Genomic DNA, 15,229 nt, shown 5'->3' with positions numbered 1-15,229 from the left:
CCTGGCCCGGCTGAACTCAAGATTCTCTTATATTAGCTTATGAGCATACCATTTCTCCCCGCGGAACCGCCAGAGGAAGATCAGCCCGCGGACACCCCACTCGCTGCACATCGCCAGCCAGACGCCGAGAATGCCTAACCCGAAGGTAATCCCGAGGACGTAGCCGAAGATGACGCGGAACAGCCACATGGTCAGCATGGAGGAGATGGAGGTAAACCGCGAATCTCCGGCTGCCCGCAGGGCCGAAGGCAAAATGAAGCTAATTGGCCAGAGCGGAAGCTGGGCAATCAGGCTGACCAGCAGCACTAGGAAGATGTCGCCAATGATTTCCGCTGGCGGCTCAAAGAGATGCACCAGTGGGTAGAAGAACGGCATCAGGATGAGACTGAGTACGGCCAGAAAAATCGAGCCCAGCCACAGGAAGGACTTGATGAACTTGCGGGCGTCCCGGATGTTGCCGCCCCCGATGCACTGACCCACTACGGTGACAATCGTAAGCGACAGGGCTGAGGCTGGAATTTGAAATACCCCGGCCAGTGCCCCGGCTATGGCATTGGTGGCGATGGCGTAGGTGCCTAGACTGACGATGAAGACTTGGGTCAGCAGCTTGCCGCCATTAAAGAACATCTGCTCCGCAGCAAAGGGAATCCCGATGAACAGCATTTTACGAAGCATTTCGATCGGGAACTGGACCAGGTCACGCAGATGCAAGTGCAGCGAGGTCTCTACCCGGAACAGATAGTACAACGCACATCCGGCTCCCACATACCGGGCAATATTCACTGCCAGGGTCATGCCGAGCACACCCATATCGAGCAGGGTAATGAACAGGACATTCAACAGCACATACAGCAGGTTCATGATCAGCGACAGGAACAGAGAGGCCCGGGTCTTGCCGATGCCTCGCAACGATGCGCACACCGCCTGAACCATAGCCAGACCCGTATAAGAAATGCTGCTGCCGATGAGATAGACGCGGGCGCTTTCCAGAACCTCCGGCGAGGCCGCCCCGAACAGCAAGTTGAGCACGGGTTGGTGGAAGGCGATCAGCAGCAAGGCGATCGCGACAGACAGCAGAGAGACCGTGGTAACGGTAGCTGCCGCTGCGCGCGATACGTTGCGATCATTACGGCTTCCCTTGTACTGGGCGACCAGGACTGTGCCGCCGGTGGCGACCGCAACAAATACATTGATCAGGAAAATATTAAGAGAGTCGACAATGTTGACCGCACTGACAGCAGCCACACCCGAGGAACTGATCATGGCAGTATTAACCAGATTGAGGCCGACAATAAAAGCCTGATCTATCAGAATGGGGACGAACAAGGCGATGATTTGACGGTAATCCATGGATTCGCCCGACAAATGCTTTTCGAGAAGCGCATGGCTTTTTTGCCTTAATCGAAGTCCTGGTTTCTGCTTGGCAAGGAATTGTTTCAAGTCATCACATTCTTTTCATAATTTATTGTAGGTAGTTCAAAAAGTCATCATACTTTTGAACACACATAATGAAATAGAAATTTTCGTTCGCCTGTATATTGACCTAGTTTACCGGAAAATATTGTCTTCGTATAGGCCCGTGGAATAGGCTTCACTGAAATGATAAACATAAAATGGAGGAATGTAACATGGAAATTGGCATTAGTACCTTTGTAGAGACGACTCCCGATGTGGTTACGGGGGAAGTCATCAGTCATGCGCAGCGTCTGCGCGAAGTGGTAGAGGAGATCGTGCTGGCTGATAAGGTCGGCCTGGACGTTTTTGGCGTGGGGGAGCATCATCGCCAGGATTATGCCGCTTCTTCTCCCGCCGTGCTGCTGGCTGCAGCCGCACCGCAGACCTCACGGATTCGGCTGACCAGCGCGGTTACGGTATTGTCCTCCGATGACCCGGTGCGTGTCTTTCAGGATTTTGCCACTTTGGACGGCCTGTCGAACGGGCGGGCCGAGATTATGGCCGGTCGCGGCTCCTTCATTGAGTCCTTCCCCCTGTTTGGTTACGATCTGGACGATTATGACGAACTGTTCGATGAGAAGCTGGACTTGTTACTGAAGCTATGTGCTTCGGAAAAAGTCACCTGGGAGGGCAAGCATCGTCCGGCCATTCGCAATCTGGGGATTTATCCGCGTCCAGTCCAGCAGCCGCTTCCCGTATGGATCGGCAGCGGCGGGAACACCGAATCGGTCATCCGCGCCGGCTTGCTTGGCTTACCGCTAGTGCTGGCTATTATTGGCGGACGTCCGGTTCAGTTCGCACCGCTGGTGAAGATGTATAAGCGGGCAGCAGCTCAGGCTGGACATGATGCCTCCAAGCTAACCGTCGCTTCGCATTCGCACGGGTTTGTTGCTGAGCGGAATGAGGTTGCGGTTGAGAAGTTCTTCCCCTCTACACAGGCAGCTATGAATGTGATCGGCCGTGAACGTGGGTGGGGACGATATGATCGGGGCAGCTACGATGCAGCGCGCAGCCCGGAGGGGGCTCTATACGTGGGCGATCCGGAGACGGTGGCGAACAAGATCATCGATTTGCGCAAGCGGGTTGGCATTACCCGGTTTATGCTGCATTGTCCGCTAGGCACGATGCCGCATGAGGACGTGATGCGCTCCATTGAACTGCTTGGGACCGAGGTTGCTCCGCGAGTCCGTGAGGAAATTGCCCACTGGGAGGCCGCTGGCGAGGAAGAAGCCTGACTGGTGCTCAGCACGTAAAATAACATCAGGTATCATCGCCAAGGGCTTACCAAGGCAAAAGCCTGCCATTTTCCCGCCATTTTAATGGGGGTGCGATTGGCGCTCCAGAGGGTTTTCCGAAAATAAGGATCGGGCCTAACCCGGTTCATAGCTTCCCTTCGTATAATGGAAAAGAACACCTGCGCTTGACGCAAGTGAATTCGGAAAGAAGGGGATTATGATGCCAGCCGGGCCTTCGAGAAAGTCCGCCAGCTCCAATACGGTCAGACCGTTGGTCAAGGGAGGACGCCCGCGTCGGTCTTCCCGCAGATCATCGTCAGCCTGGAGTGGCCCATCGCTTATTGACAAGCAGTTGGTGGCTTACGCCTGGCTACAGGCGATCGGTACCAATCTCGCCGCGATTGGTCAGTCCAAGTCCTTGTCGAGCCGAAGAAGCGTGCGGGAGGAAGGTGATCGCCTCGTCATCCTGGGCAATACGCTGCAAGCGATATCCAATGGGGCGCAAGCGGATCTAATTTTGCAAAAGGGGCCGTCAGAGAGCAATCAACTGAATTCTTTCGGCAGCCTGCTGCAAGCCTTGGGAGAGGCACTGCAGGTTTTCACGGATCTCACCGATCCGGGCTAAGGGAGCTGGGGAGCTTGAATTCCTATGGCTCCCTGCGTTTATTCAAGAGACTCCTATCTCGACCTGGATTTCTTTCCCCAGAGCAGCCAGGACATGCTTAAGCTCAAACAATTGCTCAATGTGATAGACCCCATGCGACAGCTCCGAGCGGTATAAGGCTTCGCTAATGATAGCAGCCATCTTGGCCGTAATCCAGGCTTCATGTTCTCCTTGAAGGAAGCCTTCGGCCAAGGCAGGCTGTTCTCTATACGTCCCCCGCGCATCTACCTTGACGGCATAACGTGCCTTGCCCAAGTACGGTTTGCCAAGTAGCCAAATGGCTGCTCGGCGAATGGGGCTCAAGTTCAGCCAGCGAAGCATCCCGGCCGCTTTCAGCCCGGCAAGCAGACGGGTGATAGCTGCGGAATCCAAGCACAAACGTGTGACAACCGTAGGAACCCCCAAGGTGACGGGGAGTACATGCTGATCGGAGAAGTTGAAGCGATATGCCATGCGAGGCGCTGCTTCTCTGCCAAAGCTGATTTTTTTGCCGTCAGTAAAGCTGCTTGCCTCAACGGGTTTCCCTTCCTCTAGAACGAGGTAGTCGGCATTCATATTATCAATAGTCCATTCGATGGCCGCCTGCCCATGCTGATCGCCTAGCCCTAACAGGATGGAAATGTCTATGGAATCCGTGGAATCCAGTAGAGAGTGGACATGGTGGGCCAGAAGATGGGTCAGTCCGGGAGCCAGTCCCACGCTTAGAACGGCTGTTGCTCCGCCAGACAAAGCGTGGGGATGGCATTGTTCTACCTGGGCCAAAAAGGAATAATCAGCCGATATATCGACATAATGAGTCCCGCTTTCCAGGCAAGATTGCACAAACCGTGTATCCGCCTGATCCAGACACATCACAACGAGCCTGGCCTGCTCCAGCAGACTTGAATCAGATGGACACCGGGCATCGAATTGCATGGGCTGGACCCTTCCACCGGTAGACTGGCTGAACTTCTGAGCGCGTTCCAGACTTCTTCCGGCAGCATATACCTTTCCAGGGAATAGCTCCCCAAGCATACTCGAAATAACCTGCCCTACCTGCCCATAGCCCCCGATTACGATGATTTGATCCTTCATGGTGACTTCTCCTCTCTGCTATAAGCATGGCGTTGAGCGTGTTTAGCAATGCGTGAGCGGCTTGAGGGACCATTCCCTCGATAAAGCCGGAAGCTCCATAGAATCAAGGCGGCCGCAGCCATATATATGCTCGTCCCAAAGGCTTCCTGAATGGAACGGGACATAAGGGGGCCGGCCTGAACATCGATGCTTCCAAGCCCGAGAGCAGCCCCTAAGGCCATTCCCAAATTGCGCGTCAGGGCGATCATTCCCGAGATCGCCCCGACATGCTCTTGGGGCGTGTGCCGCATGATAAAGCTGTTATTCGGGGAGGCGACCAGCCCCATGCCAAGGCCAATTAGCGCAAGCACGAAGCATATTCCCCAGATCGGCAGGTCGCCTAAATAGAGGAAGAATAGAGCCGACCCTCCGCCCATGGCGGCTAATCCCAATGACACCAAGCTTCCAGGACCAAGGGTATCGGACCCGTATCCGGCAAGAGGTCCGGTAATGGCTAGCCATAGTGGATAGAAGGCCAGCACGCCTCCTGCCAGAGAGGGAGTCAGGCTCCCTATGCCCGATAAATAGAAGGGCAAGGTAACCAGCCCGTGATTGGCTATGGCAAATGAAGCTACACTAACGATAAGCCCGGCGCCCACCTGGGGAATACGAAGAGCCTGTATCGGCAGGAATGGGCGGTGCTGGTAGTGCTCCCAGCCAACCAATAGCAATAAGGCCGCCAAAGAGACGGATAAAGGGCCGATGGATTCAAGAGCAAGCCATCCTTGCGCACCTGCTTGGGAAAGGCCGTATACGCCGGAGGCCGTTGAAATGATGAGCAACAGCACACCAACAGGGTTGGAAGCCGCCTGCCCGCTTTGCGGCTCCTGTTGGGGGATATGGCGGAATGCCAGCCAAATTCCGAGCAGAGCAACGGGTACGTGCAGCAAGAACAGCCACCGCCAATGGAGCCATTCCGCAATCATGCCCCCGATGGCAGGGCCACACATGGCCCCAAGTGCTACGGCTGTGCTGACCATGCCCAGCGCTCGCCCCCTGCGTTGCGGCGGCAGGTGAATGGTGACCAGCGCAATATTTGTCGCTTGAAACATCGCAGCCCCTACCGCCTGGAGCAATCTGAATCCAAGCAAGGGTAGAATGCCGGAGGCCATTGCCGTTAAGAGAGAACCAATGGTAAACAATACGAAGCCGTAATTATGGATGCGGCGGTAACCCCATCGTTCTCCAAGCTTGCCCATAACCGGAAGCAAGGAGGTGATAGCGAGCAGGTAGCCGGTGGTTATCCATGAGACGCTCGCCGAATCGGACTGAAGTGCTTCCGCCAAATACGGTAGCGAGATATGGACAACGCTGGCGGTATAATGAGACAGAAAGGCCCCTATGCAAATAGCAACCAACATTCCCGATGGGGAAGCCACCGGGGGGACCGTGGCGGTAGAAGAGCTTTGATAAGTATGCATGGTGAGCCTCCTTTCCTGGAGAACTATATTAGAGAACCAAAAAAAGTATAGCAACTAAACTAAATAAGCAAAAAAATACTCCACCTGAAAATCAGTGTATGCCCAAAAAACACAGGGTCTTGGTATAAGGTCAGAGGGTCGCCTTCAATTTCCTTATTGCTTCAGGAAGTCAGCGAATTTCTCGATGCCCCTCTCAAAAATTTCGATTTCTTCTTTACTGAATTGAGCGCTTAGCTGCTCATAAAAATCATGGTGCAACGCTTGGTGAGCAGCGACAGCTTCACAACCCAATCCGGACAGTGAAATCAAAGTGCTGCGCGAATCGGAAGGATGCGGCGAACGGATGACCAGTCCCTTCGGCTCCAGGCGGGCTATTAGCTGGGTGACCGCACCCTTGGTCACACCCAGCCTCGCAGCCAGCTCACTCATCAGCACATTGCCCTCAGGGCCAACCGCCTCCAGCGTATGGATTTCACTAGGAGTGAGCAGACCGGCCGCACCAAACGACAAGGGCTGGCGCTCAAGTCGGCGAAGCTGCATAATGAGTCGGCCGATGCCCATTTTTCCATTATTATGTTTTGGCATAGGGTTAGAAGGCTGAGTATTCATGAAAATTAGTATAGTTGCTAAACTTAATGGATGTCAAGTCAGAAGTTCAGGCGAGGGGGCATCCAGGTAAATAACGGGTAGTTATGCGCTGGATGAAGGTGCTTATTTCACAATGCTTCTGTACGCTTCTCGTGATTTAACAGCCAGCCTTTACGCGACACACCACCGCCATAGCCGCCGAGATCGCCATTGGAATTAATGACACGGTGGCAAGGAATAATCAGCGCGAGCTGGTTAGCCCCGTTGGCCTGGGCAACGGCCCGGTAGGCAGTTGGCTTGCCAATGGCGATCGCCAGCTCGGCATAGGAACGTGTCTCACCCGGCGGGATTTGCTGCAATTGCGCCCATACCTGTTGCTGGAAGGGGGAGCCCAGCAAACATAACGGTGTCTTGAAATCGGTAAGTTTGCCATCAAAATAGAGGGTCAACTCCCGTTCAATAGACTGGATGGGTTCTGTCACCCCGGGAATGATCGCTGCCTTGGTCCGGTTCCGCAATCGCTCCACCTCCCGTTCCAAGCCGCGGCGGTCGATGAACTCCAGGAGATACAGGCCCGCCTCGTCCGCAATGGCCATCATGGGGCCAAGCCGTGTGTCTATCCACGAAGCATGGAGAATTTTGCCCCCGGTGAGCCGGGTTGGGGCAGCGCCCATAATGCGGGAGAATGCATCCCGGAAGCCGCTGCTCGATTCATAGCCGGTAGAGAGCTGGGAATCGATGACTGGGCTCCCGGCGCGGATATTCTTCAGAGCCAGTCCCATCCGGCGAGCACGGGCATACTCTACGAAGGTCATGCCAAAGCGCTTCTTGAACTGACGCCGTGCCGTCGATGCGTCGACAGACAGCTCCCGGAAGTCGGCGTCCTTCCACCGCTTCTCCGGATTGGCCTCCACCGCCTCCACCAACTGTCTGACCAGATCGGAGACATGGTTGGGATGCGACAGAGGACGGCAGCGCTGACATGGACGGAAGGAGGCCAATAAGGCCTCCTTGGCCGTTTCGTAAAATTCGCAGTTCTCGAATTTGGGCTTGCGTGCGGGACAGGTGGGGCGGCAGAAGACACCGGTCGTCTTCACTCCGACGTAGAATACCCCTTCGTATTCCGATTTTTTCTGGAGCAGGGCTTGATAATAGAGTTGTTTTTGTTCCGCAGATATCATCTTGCATAGGCCTCCTTGCCTTAGTCTTACTTATCTAAATTATAGCTTTGGGCCGGGGTTGCTGCCGCCGAAAATCGGGCATCTATTTTTGAAGGCTTCAGGCGGGCTGCAGCGGGCAAGACTTCCATTGTAGATAGGCATGTTTTGTTATATGATAGCAGGGTAAAATGGGTATTCCCAGCATGACGAAGCTTGTCAATTAACAATGTGTACGTGGAGGAACCGATGTATCCTAAAAAACTAAACTATACGATGCCGGCTGAATGGACGGCGCATGAACGTACTTTTATTTCCTGGCCTGTACTGGCCTCCATGGTGTACCCGGATCGCTATGAGGAAGTATGTGGGGGCTATGCTGAATTTATTGAGGCAATTGCCGAATTTGAGCCGATTACGGTGCTTGTGAATTCGGCCGATATGGAGCGCGTGCAGGGTCGCTTTGTCGATACTGGCAACCCGGAGGGGAGCACGAAGGATCAAATCAGCTTTTTGCCGATCGAACATAATGATGCCTGGCTGCGTGATAACGGCCCCACCTTTGTAGTCGATTCGCAAGGTGAACTAGGCGGGGTGAACTGGGGCTTTAATGCCTGGGGCGGCAAATATTCGCCTTGGGACCTTGACGATGCGGTGGCCCCGCAAATTCTGGAGGCCATGAACGTTAAGAAATTTGATGCTCCGTTGGTGCTGGAAGGCGGCTCTATTCATACGGATGGAGAGGGAACTCTGCTCACCACGGAGGAATGCCTGCTGAACCCCAACCGTAATCCGCAGATGAGCCGGGAAGAGATCGAAGCTGCGGTGAAAAATTATGTCAATGTCGAGCGGATCATTTGGCTGAAGCGTGGCTTGAGCGGCGATGAGACGGACGGGCACATCGATAACGTGGCTTGCTTTGCCGCGCCGGGCAAGGTTCTTTTGCAGGTTTGCGACGATCCAACTGACGAGAACTACGCCATTACGCAGGAGAACCTCGCTTTGCTGAGCGAAGCTGTGGATGCGCAAGGCAGGAAGCTGGAGATCATTCCGATTCCCCAGCCGCCTAAGGCGTTCCATGAAGATACGCGCCTGACGCTCAGCTATCTGAATTTTTACTTTGTCAATGGCGGCATCATCTTGCCGGTATTTGGCGGAGAGGCCGCAGAGACTGATCGCCAGGCCGTGAAGATACTGGGTGAACTGTACCCGCAGCGGCGAATTCGTACGGTAAACGGCATGGCCATTATTCGCGAGGGCGGCAACGTGCACTGTACCACGCAGCAAATGCCCGCAGGACGACATTAAGCAAAGGAGGGCTATCATGAGCAAGAGACAGGTGAAGGTAGCAGCCACACAAATGAGCTGTTCATCCAATAAAGAAGAGAATATCGCCAAGGCAGACAAGTTGGTCAGACAAGCGGCCCAGCAGGGAGCGCAAATTATTTTGCTGCAAGAGCTGTTTGAGACACCTTATTTCTGCCAAAAGGAAAAAGCGGATTACTACGCTTACGCCACTGAGCTGGAGGAGAACGCGGCAATTCGTCATTTTCAGCAAGTAGCGAAGGAGCTTCAGGTAGTGCTTCCAATCAGCTTCTACGAGAAGAAGAACAACGCTCGTTATAACTCGCTGGCGGCCATTGATGCAGATGGCGAGATACTGGGCCGCTACCGCAAGAGCCACATCCCCGATGGCCCGGGGTATGAAGAGAAATTTTACTTTAATCCGGGCGATACGGGCTTTAAAGTATGGAACACTCGTTATGCCAAGATCGGTGTCGGCATTTGCTGGGATCAGTGGTACCCTGAAGCGGCTCGCTGCATGGCCCTGATGGGGGCAGAAATTCTGTTCTACCCGACAGCCATCGGCTCAGAGCCACAGGACGGATCGATTGACTCCAAGGACCACTGGCAAATGTGCATGCGGGGTCATGCTGCCTCCAACCTCGTCCCGGTGATCGCTTCCAATCGAATTGGCGAGGAGACGGATGAGGATTCTGCGATTACCTTTTACGGATCTTCCTTTATCGCCGGGCCGCAGGGCAATATAATTGCCGAAGCGGGCCGTGCCGAAGAGACGGTTCTGGTCGCGGAGTTCAATCTGGATCAACTGGAGACCCAGCGGATTGAGTGGGGAATCTTCCGTGACCGCCGCCCCGAGCTGTACAAGGTGATTGCTTCGTATGATGGTGAATTATTGATTGATTAGCTCCTTGCTGGAGCAGGACATATTTAAGCTGAGATGGTAGCCGCTAATATCGCTATGTAAGAGCCCCCATGCCTGGCCAAGCCGTGATGGGGGCTCTTGGAGATTTTATACAGAGACGAGAGAAAGAAGGGATAGGAGTGGGACGATCACTGTATTTGGCTTTAATTTTGCTAAGTTTGATTTGGGGCGGCTCTTTTTTCTTTGTTAAAATTCTGCTGCCAGACTTTGGCCCGTGGACCATCGCCTTTTTGCGTTCGGCCTTTGGGCTGGCGACAATTACCGTAATCATGGTTATGTTGCACAAATCATTTGGCTTGCGGCAGATCCCTTGGGTGCTCATGGTAGTGATGGCCCTGATCAATACAGCGATTCCTTGGGCCTTGATTGCATTTAGCGAGACGCGGCTGACAAGCAGTATAGCGTCGGTGGTTAACGCGACCACGCCTTTATGGACACTGGTGGTGGGCGTTGCGATTTTTGGCGTGGCAGCGACTCGCACCCAATGGCTGGGGATGGGCTTGGCTTTTCTTGGTTTGCCTATTTTGGCGGGCTTTAGTCCAACCTCACTGGCTTCGGTGGACCTGCTAGGGTTCGCTGGTATGCTGGGAGCAACCTTATGCTACGCGATAGGCACACATCTGTCCAAACGCTTGTCCGCCGGACTAACGATGTACCAGATTACGTTTGGCACATTAATCAGCGCGATGCTGGGCAGCGGCTTGATGGCCCTCCTGTTCGAGCGAAACTCTCTGGCACCGCTGGAAGCCCCTGCTACACTTGGCGCCGTCATCGGCTTGGGTGTATTTGGCTCCGGGATCGCCTATATTTTGTTCTATTTCATGGTGCAGAAGGGCAGTGCCCAATTCGCTACAATGGTGACCTATCTGGTGCCAGTGAGCGCTATTTTCTGGGGCTTTACACTGTTAGACGAGCCGGTGAGCTGGCGTCTGCTGGTTGCCTTGATTTTCATCCTTGGCGGAGTGTACCTTGCAGGTCGAGGCGGGAGACAAGACAGGAAGCAGCAGGTATCGGTCGCAGAGGCACCAAGCAAGAGAAGCTGGAGCTAGCGGGTAAGGATGACAGATTGGAAACGGGACCAGCCAGCGTTACGAAGAGATAAGCTATTTGAGGGAGCAGTGATATAGCTTAGAGGCTGTCCAATAAGTGTCTAAATGCAAAAAAGGGTTGGGCGAGAAAACATAAAGTTTTCCGGCCAGCCTTTTTTTGCCTGCTTGTTTTTGTGGAAATTAGGAAATTACACCAGTGTCATATGTTTTGAGCAGGATTTGAAGGGAGAAGAGGAGAAGGAGGAGAAGGTAGAGAGTATGTCAATTCAAGGAGGTCAAACTATTGGTAGAGCATGATGATTTGGAGAAGGAGAAAGAGCAGCGCAAACTCCAAGACCCGGCACAGGTCGAGGCCTTGACGCAACGTCTGGATCAGGTCGAACAGACACTGGAGCAATCGAGGAAACTGAACAGGACTGTATCCAGAGTCGTTATTCCGGTAATTATCGGCATTGCTCTTGTCTTTGGTCTGTTGGTACTGATTGGTATTCTTCAATTTATAAGTGGCGGAAGCTAGTACGGGAAATTAGGAAAAGTCAACAACTGCTGCACGGTTACGGTTAAGAAACAATCAGCTTACCAATTCATTCATAAGCTGATGTAGCTCTTTTCAAAAAGATCGTCTTTTCCCCAGTTGAACCCTTGCTTGGGCCCCTGCATAGCATATAAGACAATTGCGGGGAAAGGGGCGCGGCTCCATGACAGGAACTGAATTATCGGCAATTCATATGGTGTACCTGTCCTTTATCGTGTTCATTATGGCCCTACTGATCCGGCGGCGAGATACCACTATGATCTGTGTGGTGGGGATTTTCACATTAGGCCTGCTGGCCACGGAAACGCTTAGCGGTTCGATCTCGGGAATATTTCAATCATTTGTTTATGCGACGCGGGAATTGATGGGGACGATTATGATCATCTCCATTATTGTGGCGATGAGCCGAGTGCTGATTCTCACTGGCATCAATGAGACGATGGTGGCTCCTTTGACGCGTTTCTTACGCACGCCAGCCATGGCTTATTGGGGAATTGGCCTGATTATGATGGTAACCTCCTTGTTCTTCTGGCCCTCTCCGGCGGTAGCGCTTGTGGGTGCGGTGCTCCTGCCGGTGGCCATACGGGTAGGACTGCCGGCTTTGGGTGCAGCGATGGCAATGAACCTGTTCGGGCATGGCATTGCTTTGTCCGGGGACTACATTATTCAGGGTGCACCCAAGCTGACTGCTGATGCGGCGGGGCTGCCTGTCAGCAGTGTGATGTCGGCCAGCGTACCGTTGGTCATTGTGATGGGGGCGGTAAGTACGATTGCCGCTTATTGGATGATGCGACGTGATCAGCGTAACGGCACATGGCGTGACGGCCTGGTGAAGTTGAAGGGAGCTGATGGAGGACTGGTTGAGAGCCGTCCGACAAGCGAGGAAAGGCGAAAGGATAGCAAGGAGGGGGACAACTCCGAGGAAGGCACGGACGGCGTACTCCGTCCACGGGTCAGAAGATGGCTTGCCATTTTGATTCCACTGCTATTCGCTGCGGATGTTGCCGCGATGTTTGTGCTCGGGCTCCAAGGTGGTGATGCTACTGCATTGGTGGGCGGAACAGCCGTGCTCATCCTGATCGGAGTCACCTTGCTTGCGCACCGTGATCACGGCCTGGAGAAGGTCACCTCTTATCTGATTGAAGGCTTAACCTTTGGCTTCAAGGTATTTGGCCCTGTGATTCCGATTGCGGCCTTTTTCTATCTGGGGGATGCCGCATTTACGGAGCTATTCGGGCAGGTCCTCCCGGCGACCTCCCACGGCATCGTGAACGACCTTGGCCTAGCACTGGCCAGTGTCGTCCCGCTAAACGGCAGCGTTGGCGCCATCACGCTCGCTGTCACCGGAACGATTACCGGCCTGGACGGCTCCGGCTTCTCGGGCATTTCGTTGGCCGGTTCCATCGCCCAACTGTTTGGCACCGCCATCGGTGGTGGCACGGCCACACTGACGGCGCTGGGGCAGGTTGCCGCCATCTGGGTTGGCGGCGGCACCTTGATCCCGTGGGCGCTCATCCCCGCTGCCGCCATATGCGGCGTGAGCCCGTTTGAGCTGGCCCGCCGCAACCTGAAGCCGGTGCTCATCGGCCTGGCCGTGACCACTGTGGTTGCGATGTTCATGGTGTAGGGAAGGAAGGTTGTAGGAAGGTCGAGGGAAGGATGGAGGATGAAGAAGCGGGGGAGCATGGGGAGGAGAACGGCTTGGGCTGGCATGAAGTTGGTCCTAGCTCCGGCACTGGCTTTAGCTCTAGCTCTAGCTCCGGCCTAGCCCTAGCTCCAGCCCTAGCTCCGGCCTAGCCCCGGCCCGAGCCCTAGCTACGGCCTAGCCATAGCCCCGAGAGCTGGCCGCCCTAGTCCCCGGCCCTAGTGCTGTGTGCTGCGGGGAATAAATGCTTAGCTGTATAACTTTATAGGGAAATTCTCATGTTAATTTTACTAAAATGAGCAAAATTAGAGGTTTATAGGGAAATCCTCCATCTAATTCACCCGAATTCGGCCCTAATGGGCAATTTAGGCAATATTATATGGAGGATTTCCAGCTAATAACAGTTTCCATTATAAATAACAACAATTAGCGGGAGATTTTCAGATTGTTGAGAAAGTTGGTTTTCTGTACATCTCGCATAGATGAGCCCTTAGCCTATAAGGGTTCTTCTCCATAGAAATGGTACGTTACGCCCTTTCTCAACAGTCTGAGATTTTCCTGCTAAGTTCGTTAAGTTCGCTAAGTTCGTTAAGCTTGTTAAGCCTTGTACTTATCACTAATCCTGCTTACCTCTGGCTGCTCTCACACTCCCGGCCAATGCCCCATTCACACTCTTCCAACTTCTGCATCCCTCTGGCTGCTCCCCACACTCCCAGCTAGTGCACCTGTAGCCGTCTTTCACACTCATCTAACTTCTGCCTACTTCTAGCTACACTCCACCTCTCCTCCGACCGAACTCATCTCTCTATCGAACTCCTCCCTCACTTACGCCAATCCTCCACTGCCAGGACTCGCATCCTGCCGTTCTCTCCCCACTCCGCCTCCATCGTGGTTCTCCCAACGCGCGGTGCTTCACTGTATAACGGGGCGGTCGAACCACGTGCACCTGCTGCACCTACTATTACTCCAAAAAGTTAAGTGCGCCCCGCACCAGTTCATATCCCACAATTCGCTGCCCGCTGCCGCGATAGACGGGCTTGATCCAGCCATTGGCCTGCAATTTACGCAGCATAAGTACGGCTGTTTTGTGATCTAACTCGAAGTGCTGCTTCACATCGATCGGACGAATGGGACGTGCTTGACGGGCGGCTAGTCGAATGATCTCTTTCTCCGCGATCAAGCCACGTGAGACGGGAGCTTGGGCGGGAAGATAGCGGCTTAACACCATGCGCAACAAATTGATGCACAAGTCCGGGCGCTGCTCAACGTCATCATAAGCCAATGAAATCACCTGATAGCCCATCGCATGCAGGAAGGTTTCCCGATTGAGCTCACGGCAGTATTTTTGCCGATCCATATCCCTCACATGAACCGAGTAACCCTTAATCTCCAGTAGCAGCTTTACTTGTCCCGGCAACCAGGCAAAGTCGGCAAAAAAGGGTCTTCCTCGCCAATCACCCACTTCATACTCAGGGTGTAAGCCTGCGAAATCACCACGAAGCGGCCACCATACCTGCCTTAGAAACACAGACTCTGCATGGGCATGACCTCGCTCCAGCCTTGCGCGGCGTTCGCCACTTCTTGCCGCGAGATGCTTTTCCATAAAGACAGCATAGCTTTCTTCATAACTCATCCCAGTTCACCTAACCTCTCTTATCCCGGCAACAAGCCGATTCAATGGTAGTCAGTTCTCTCGAAAAAACCACCGCTGACAAAAAAACGTCCCGCACTATCTCCCGAACTGTGATTCAGGGCGCTGCACCCGTGAGGGTTGGCGCCGCCCTGTAACCAGTCCTTGGAGCAACTGTGCGGGACGTGCTTCGTCTTGTCCTTAGTATAGAGCAGATCGGAAAACCTCGTCCAGACCTATACTATTTCGTTTTCTAATGTTTCCCCGTGCATTCATCCTCAGTAGCCTGTCTACAGATGAAACTAAGCGGTCGTCATTGCGTATCAATACATAGCGTGTTTTTTAATAGTTTTTTAAAGAATTGTGGTTTGCTCACTGCGTTGCTGCAGACAGTTTAATTCCCGTGCATTTTAGTACACAGGGTTTATTGTTATGCTTGCAGCGTTCGCCTTTGGGAATGGATTTCTACTTAAAAATTTGTTGAATCAAAGAAATCCGTGAGCAACAGTG

Annotated in this window: 13 protein-coding genes; 7 read left to right on the top strand and 6 right to left on the bottom strand. The window is 53.6% G+C overall.

The genetic code is table 11. The annotated features are described in order from the left end of the window. Window positions 1–27 precede the first annotated feature (27 nt). Entirely contained in the window at window positions 28–1,350 is a 1,323-nt protein-coding gene (locus C557_RS0102225; protein WP_083930072.1) for an MATE family efflux transporter, read from the bottom strand. A 278-nt stretch (window positions 1,351–1,628) separates the two neighbouring features. On the opposite strand from C557_RS0102225, the gene C557_RS0102220 reads away from it, so the two are divergent. Then, window positions 1,629–2,690 carry an LLM class flavin-dependent oxidoreductase gene (locus C557_RS0102220; RefSeq protein WP_018750188.1) on the top strand — a complete coding sequence of 354 codons (1,062 nt, stop codon included), beginning with the start codon at window positions 1,629–1,631 and terminating at the stop codon, window positions 2,688–2,690. Between the two features lie 217 nt (window positions 2,691–2,907). Continuing rightward, the gene (locus C557_RS0102215; protein ID WP_240472901.1) at window positions 2,908–3,315 is read left to right on the top strand and encodes a DUF6944 family repetitive protein; all 408 of its coding nucleotides are present in this window, start codon (window positions 2,908–2,910) and stop codon (window positions 3,313–3,315) included. A 42-nt stretch (window positions 3,316–3,357) separates the two neighbouring features. On the opposite strand, the gene C557_RS0102210 is transcribed toward C557_RS0102215, so the two are convergent. The 4 genes from C557_RS0102210 to C557_RS0102195 form a co-directional block, all read right to left on the bottom strand. Beyond that, window positions 3,358–4,428, bottom strand: a complete 1,071-nt coding sequence (locus C557_RS0102210) for a saccharopine dehydrogenase family protein (RefSeq protein WP_018750186.1) — start codon at window positions 4,426–4,428, stop codon at window positions 3,358–3,360. Then, a complete protein-coding gene (locus tag C557_RS0102205) occupies window positions 4,425–5,888 on the bottom strand; it encodes an MFS transporter (RefSeq protein WP_018750185.1) in 1,464 nt (487 codons plus the stop codon). The genes C557_RS0102210 and C557_RS0102205 overlap by 4 nt, the downstream gene beginning before the upstream one ends. Window positions 5,889–6,041: 153 nt before the next feature. Continuing rightward, entirely contained in the window at window positions 6,042–6,473 is a 432-nt protein-coding gene (locus C557_RS0102200; RefSeq protein ID WP_026263252.1) for a MarR family winged helix-turn-helix transcriptional regulator, read from the bottom strand. 131 nt (window positions 6,474–6,604) lie between these two features. Further along, window positions 6,605–7,657 carry a bifunctional transcriptional activator/DNA repair enzyme AdaA gene (locus tag C557_RS0102195; protein ID WP_018750183.1) on the bottom strand — a complete coding sequence of 351 codons (1,053 nt, stop codon included), beginning with the start codon at window positions 7,655–7,657 and terminating at the stop codon, window positions 6,605–6,607. A 225-nt stretch (window positions 7,658–7,882) separates the two neighbouring features. On the opposite strand from C557_RS0102195, the gene C557_RS0102190 reads away from it, so the two are divergent. The 5 genes from C557_RS0102190 (at window position 7,883) to C557_RS0102165 (ending at window position 13,071) form a co-directional block, all read left to right on the top strand. Beyond that, entirely contained in the window at window positions 7,883–8,941 is a 1,059-nt protein-coding gene (locus tag C557_RS0102190) for an agmatine deiminase family protein (protein ID WP_018750182.1), read from the top strand. Between the two features lie 16 nt (window positions 8,942–8,957). Then, entirely contained in the window at window positions 8,958–9,842 is an 885-nt protein-coding gene (aguB, locus tag C557_RS0102185; protein ID WP_018750181.1) for an N-carbamoylputrescine amidase, read from the top strand. 137 nt (window positions 9,843–9,979) lie between these two features. After that, window positions 9,980–10,909, top strand: coding sequence for a DMT family transporter (locus C557_RS0102180; protein WP_018750180.1), 930 nt, complete (start codon window positions 9,980–9,982; stop codon window positions 10,907–10,909). Window positions 10,910–11,192: 283 nt separating this feature from the next. Then, on the top strand, window positions 11,193–11,426 hold the full coding sequence (locus C557_RS0102170; RefSeq protein ID WP_018750178.1) for a hypothetical protein: 234 nt from the start codon (window positions 11,193–11,195) through the stop codon (window positions 11,424–11,426). A gap of 181 nt (window positions 11,427–11,607) precedes the next feature. Further along, window positions 11,608–13,071 (top strand): hypothetical protein, encoded by a 1,464-nt coding sequence (locus C557_RS0102165; protein ID WP_018750177.1) that lies wholly within the window; start codon window positions 11,608–11,610, stop codon window positions 13,069–13,071. Between the two features lie 979 nt (window positions 13,072–14,050). On the opposite strand, the gene C557_RS0102155 is transcribed toward C557_RS0102165, so the two are convergent. Next, window positions 14,051–14,722, bottom strand: a complete 672-nt coding sequence (locus tag C557_RS0102155) for a hypothetical protein (protein ID WP_018750175.1) — start codon at window positions 14,720–14,722, stop codon at window positions 14,051–14,053. Between the last annotated feature and the right edge of the window lie 507 nt (window positions 14,723–15,229).

The sequence above is a fragment of the Paenibacillus sanguinis 2301083 = DSM 16941 genome (assembly GCF_000374825.1).
GTDB classification, from domain to species: Bacteria; Bacillota; Bacilli; order Paenibacillales; family Paenibacillaceae; genus Fontibacillus; species Fontibacillus sanguinis.
The sequence above is the reverse complement of the archived record's forward strand: the minus strand, read 5'-3'. Positions and strand labels throughout refer to the sequence as shown.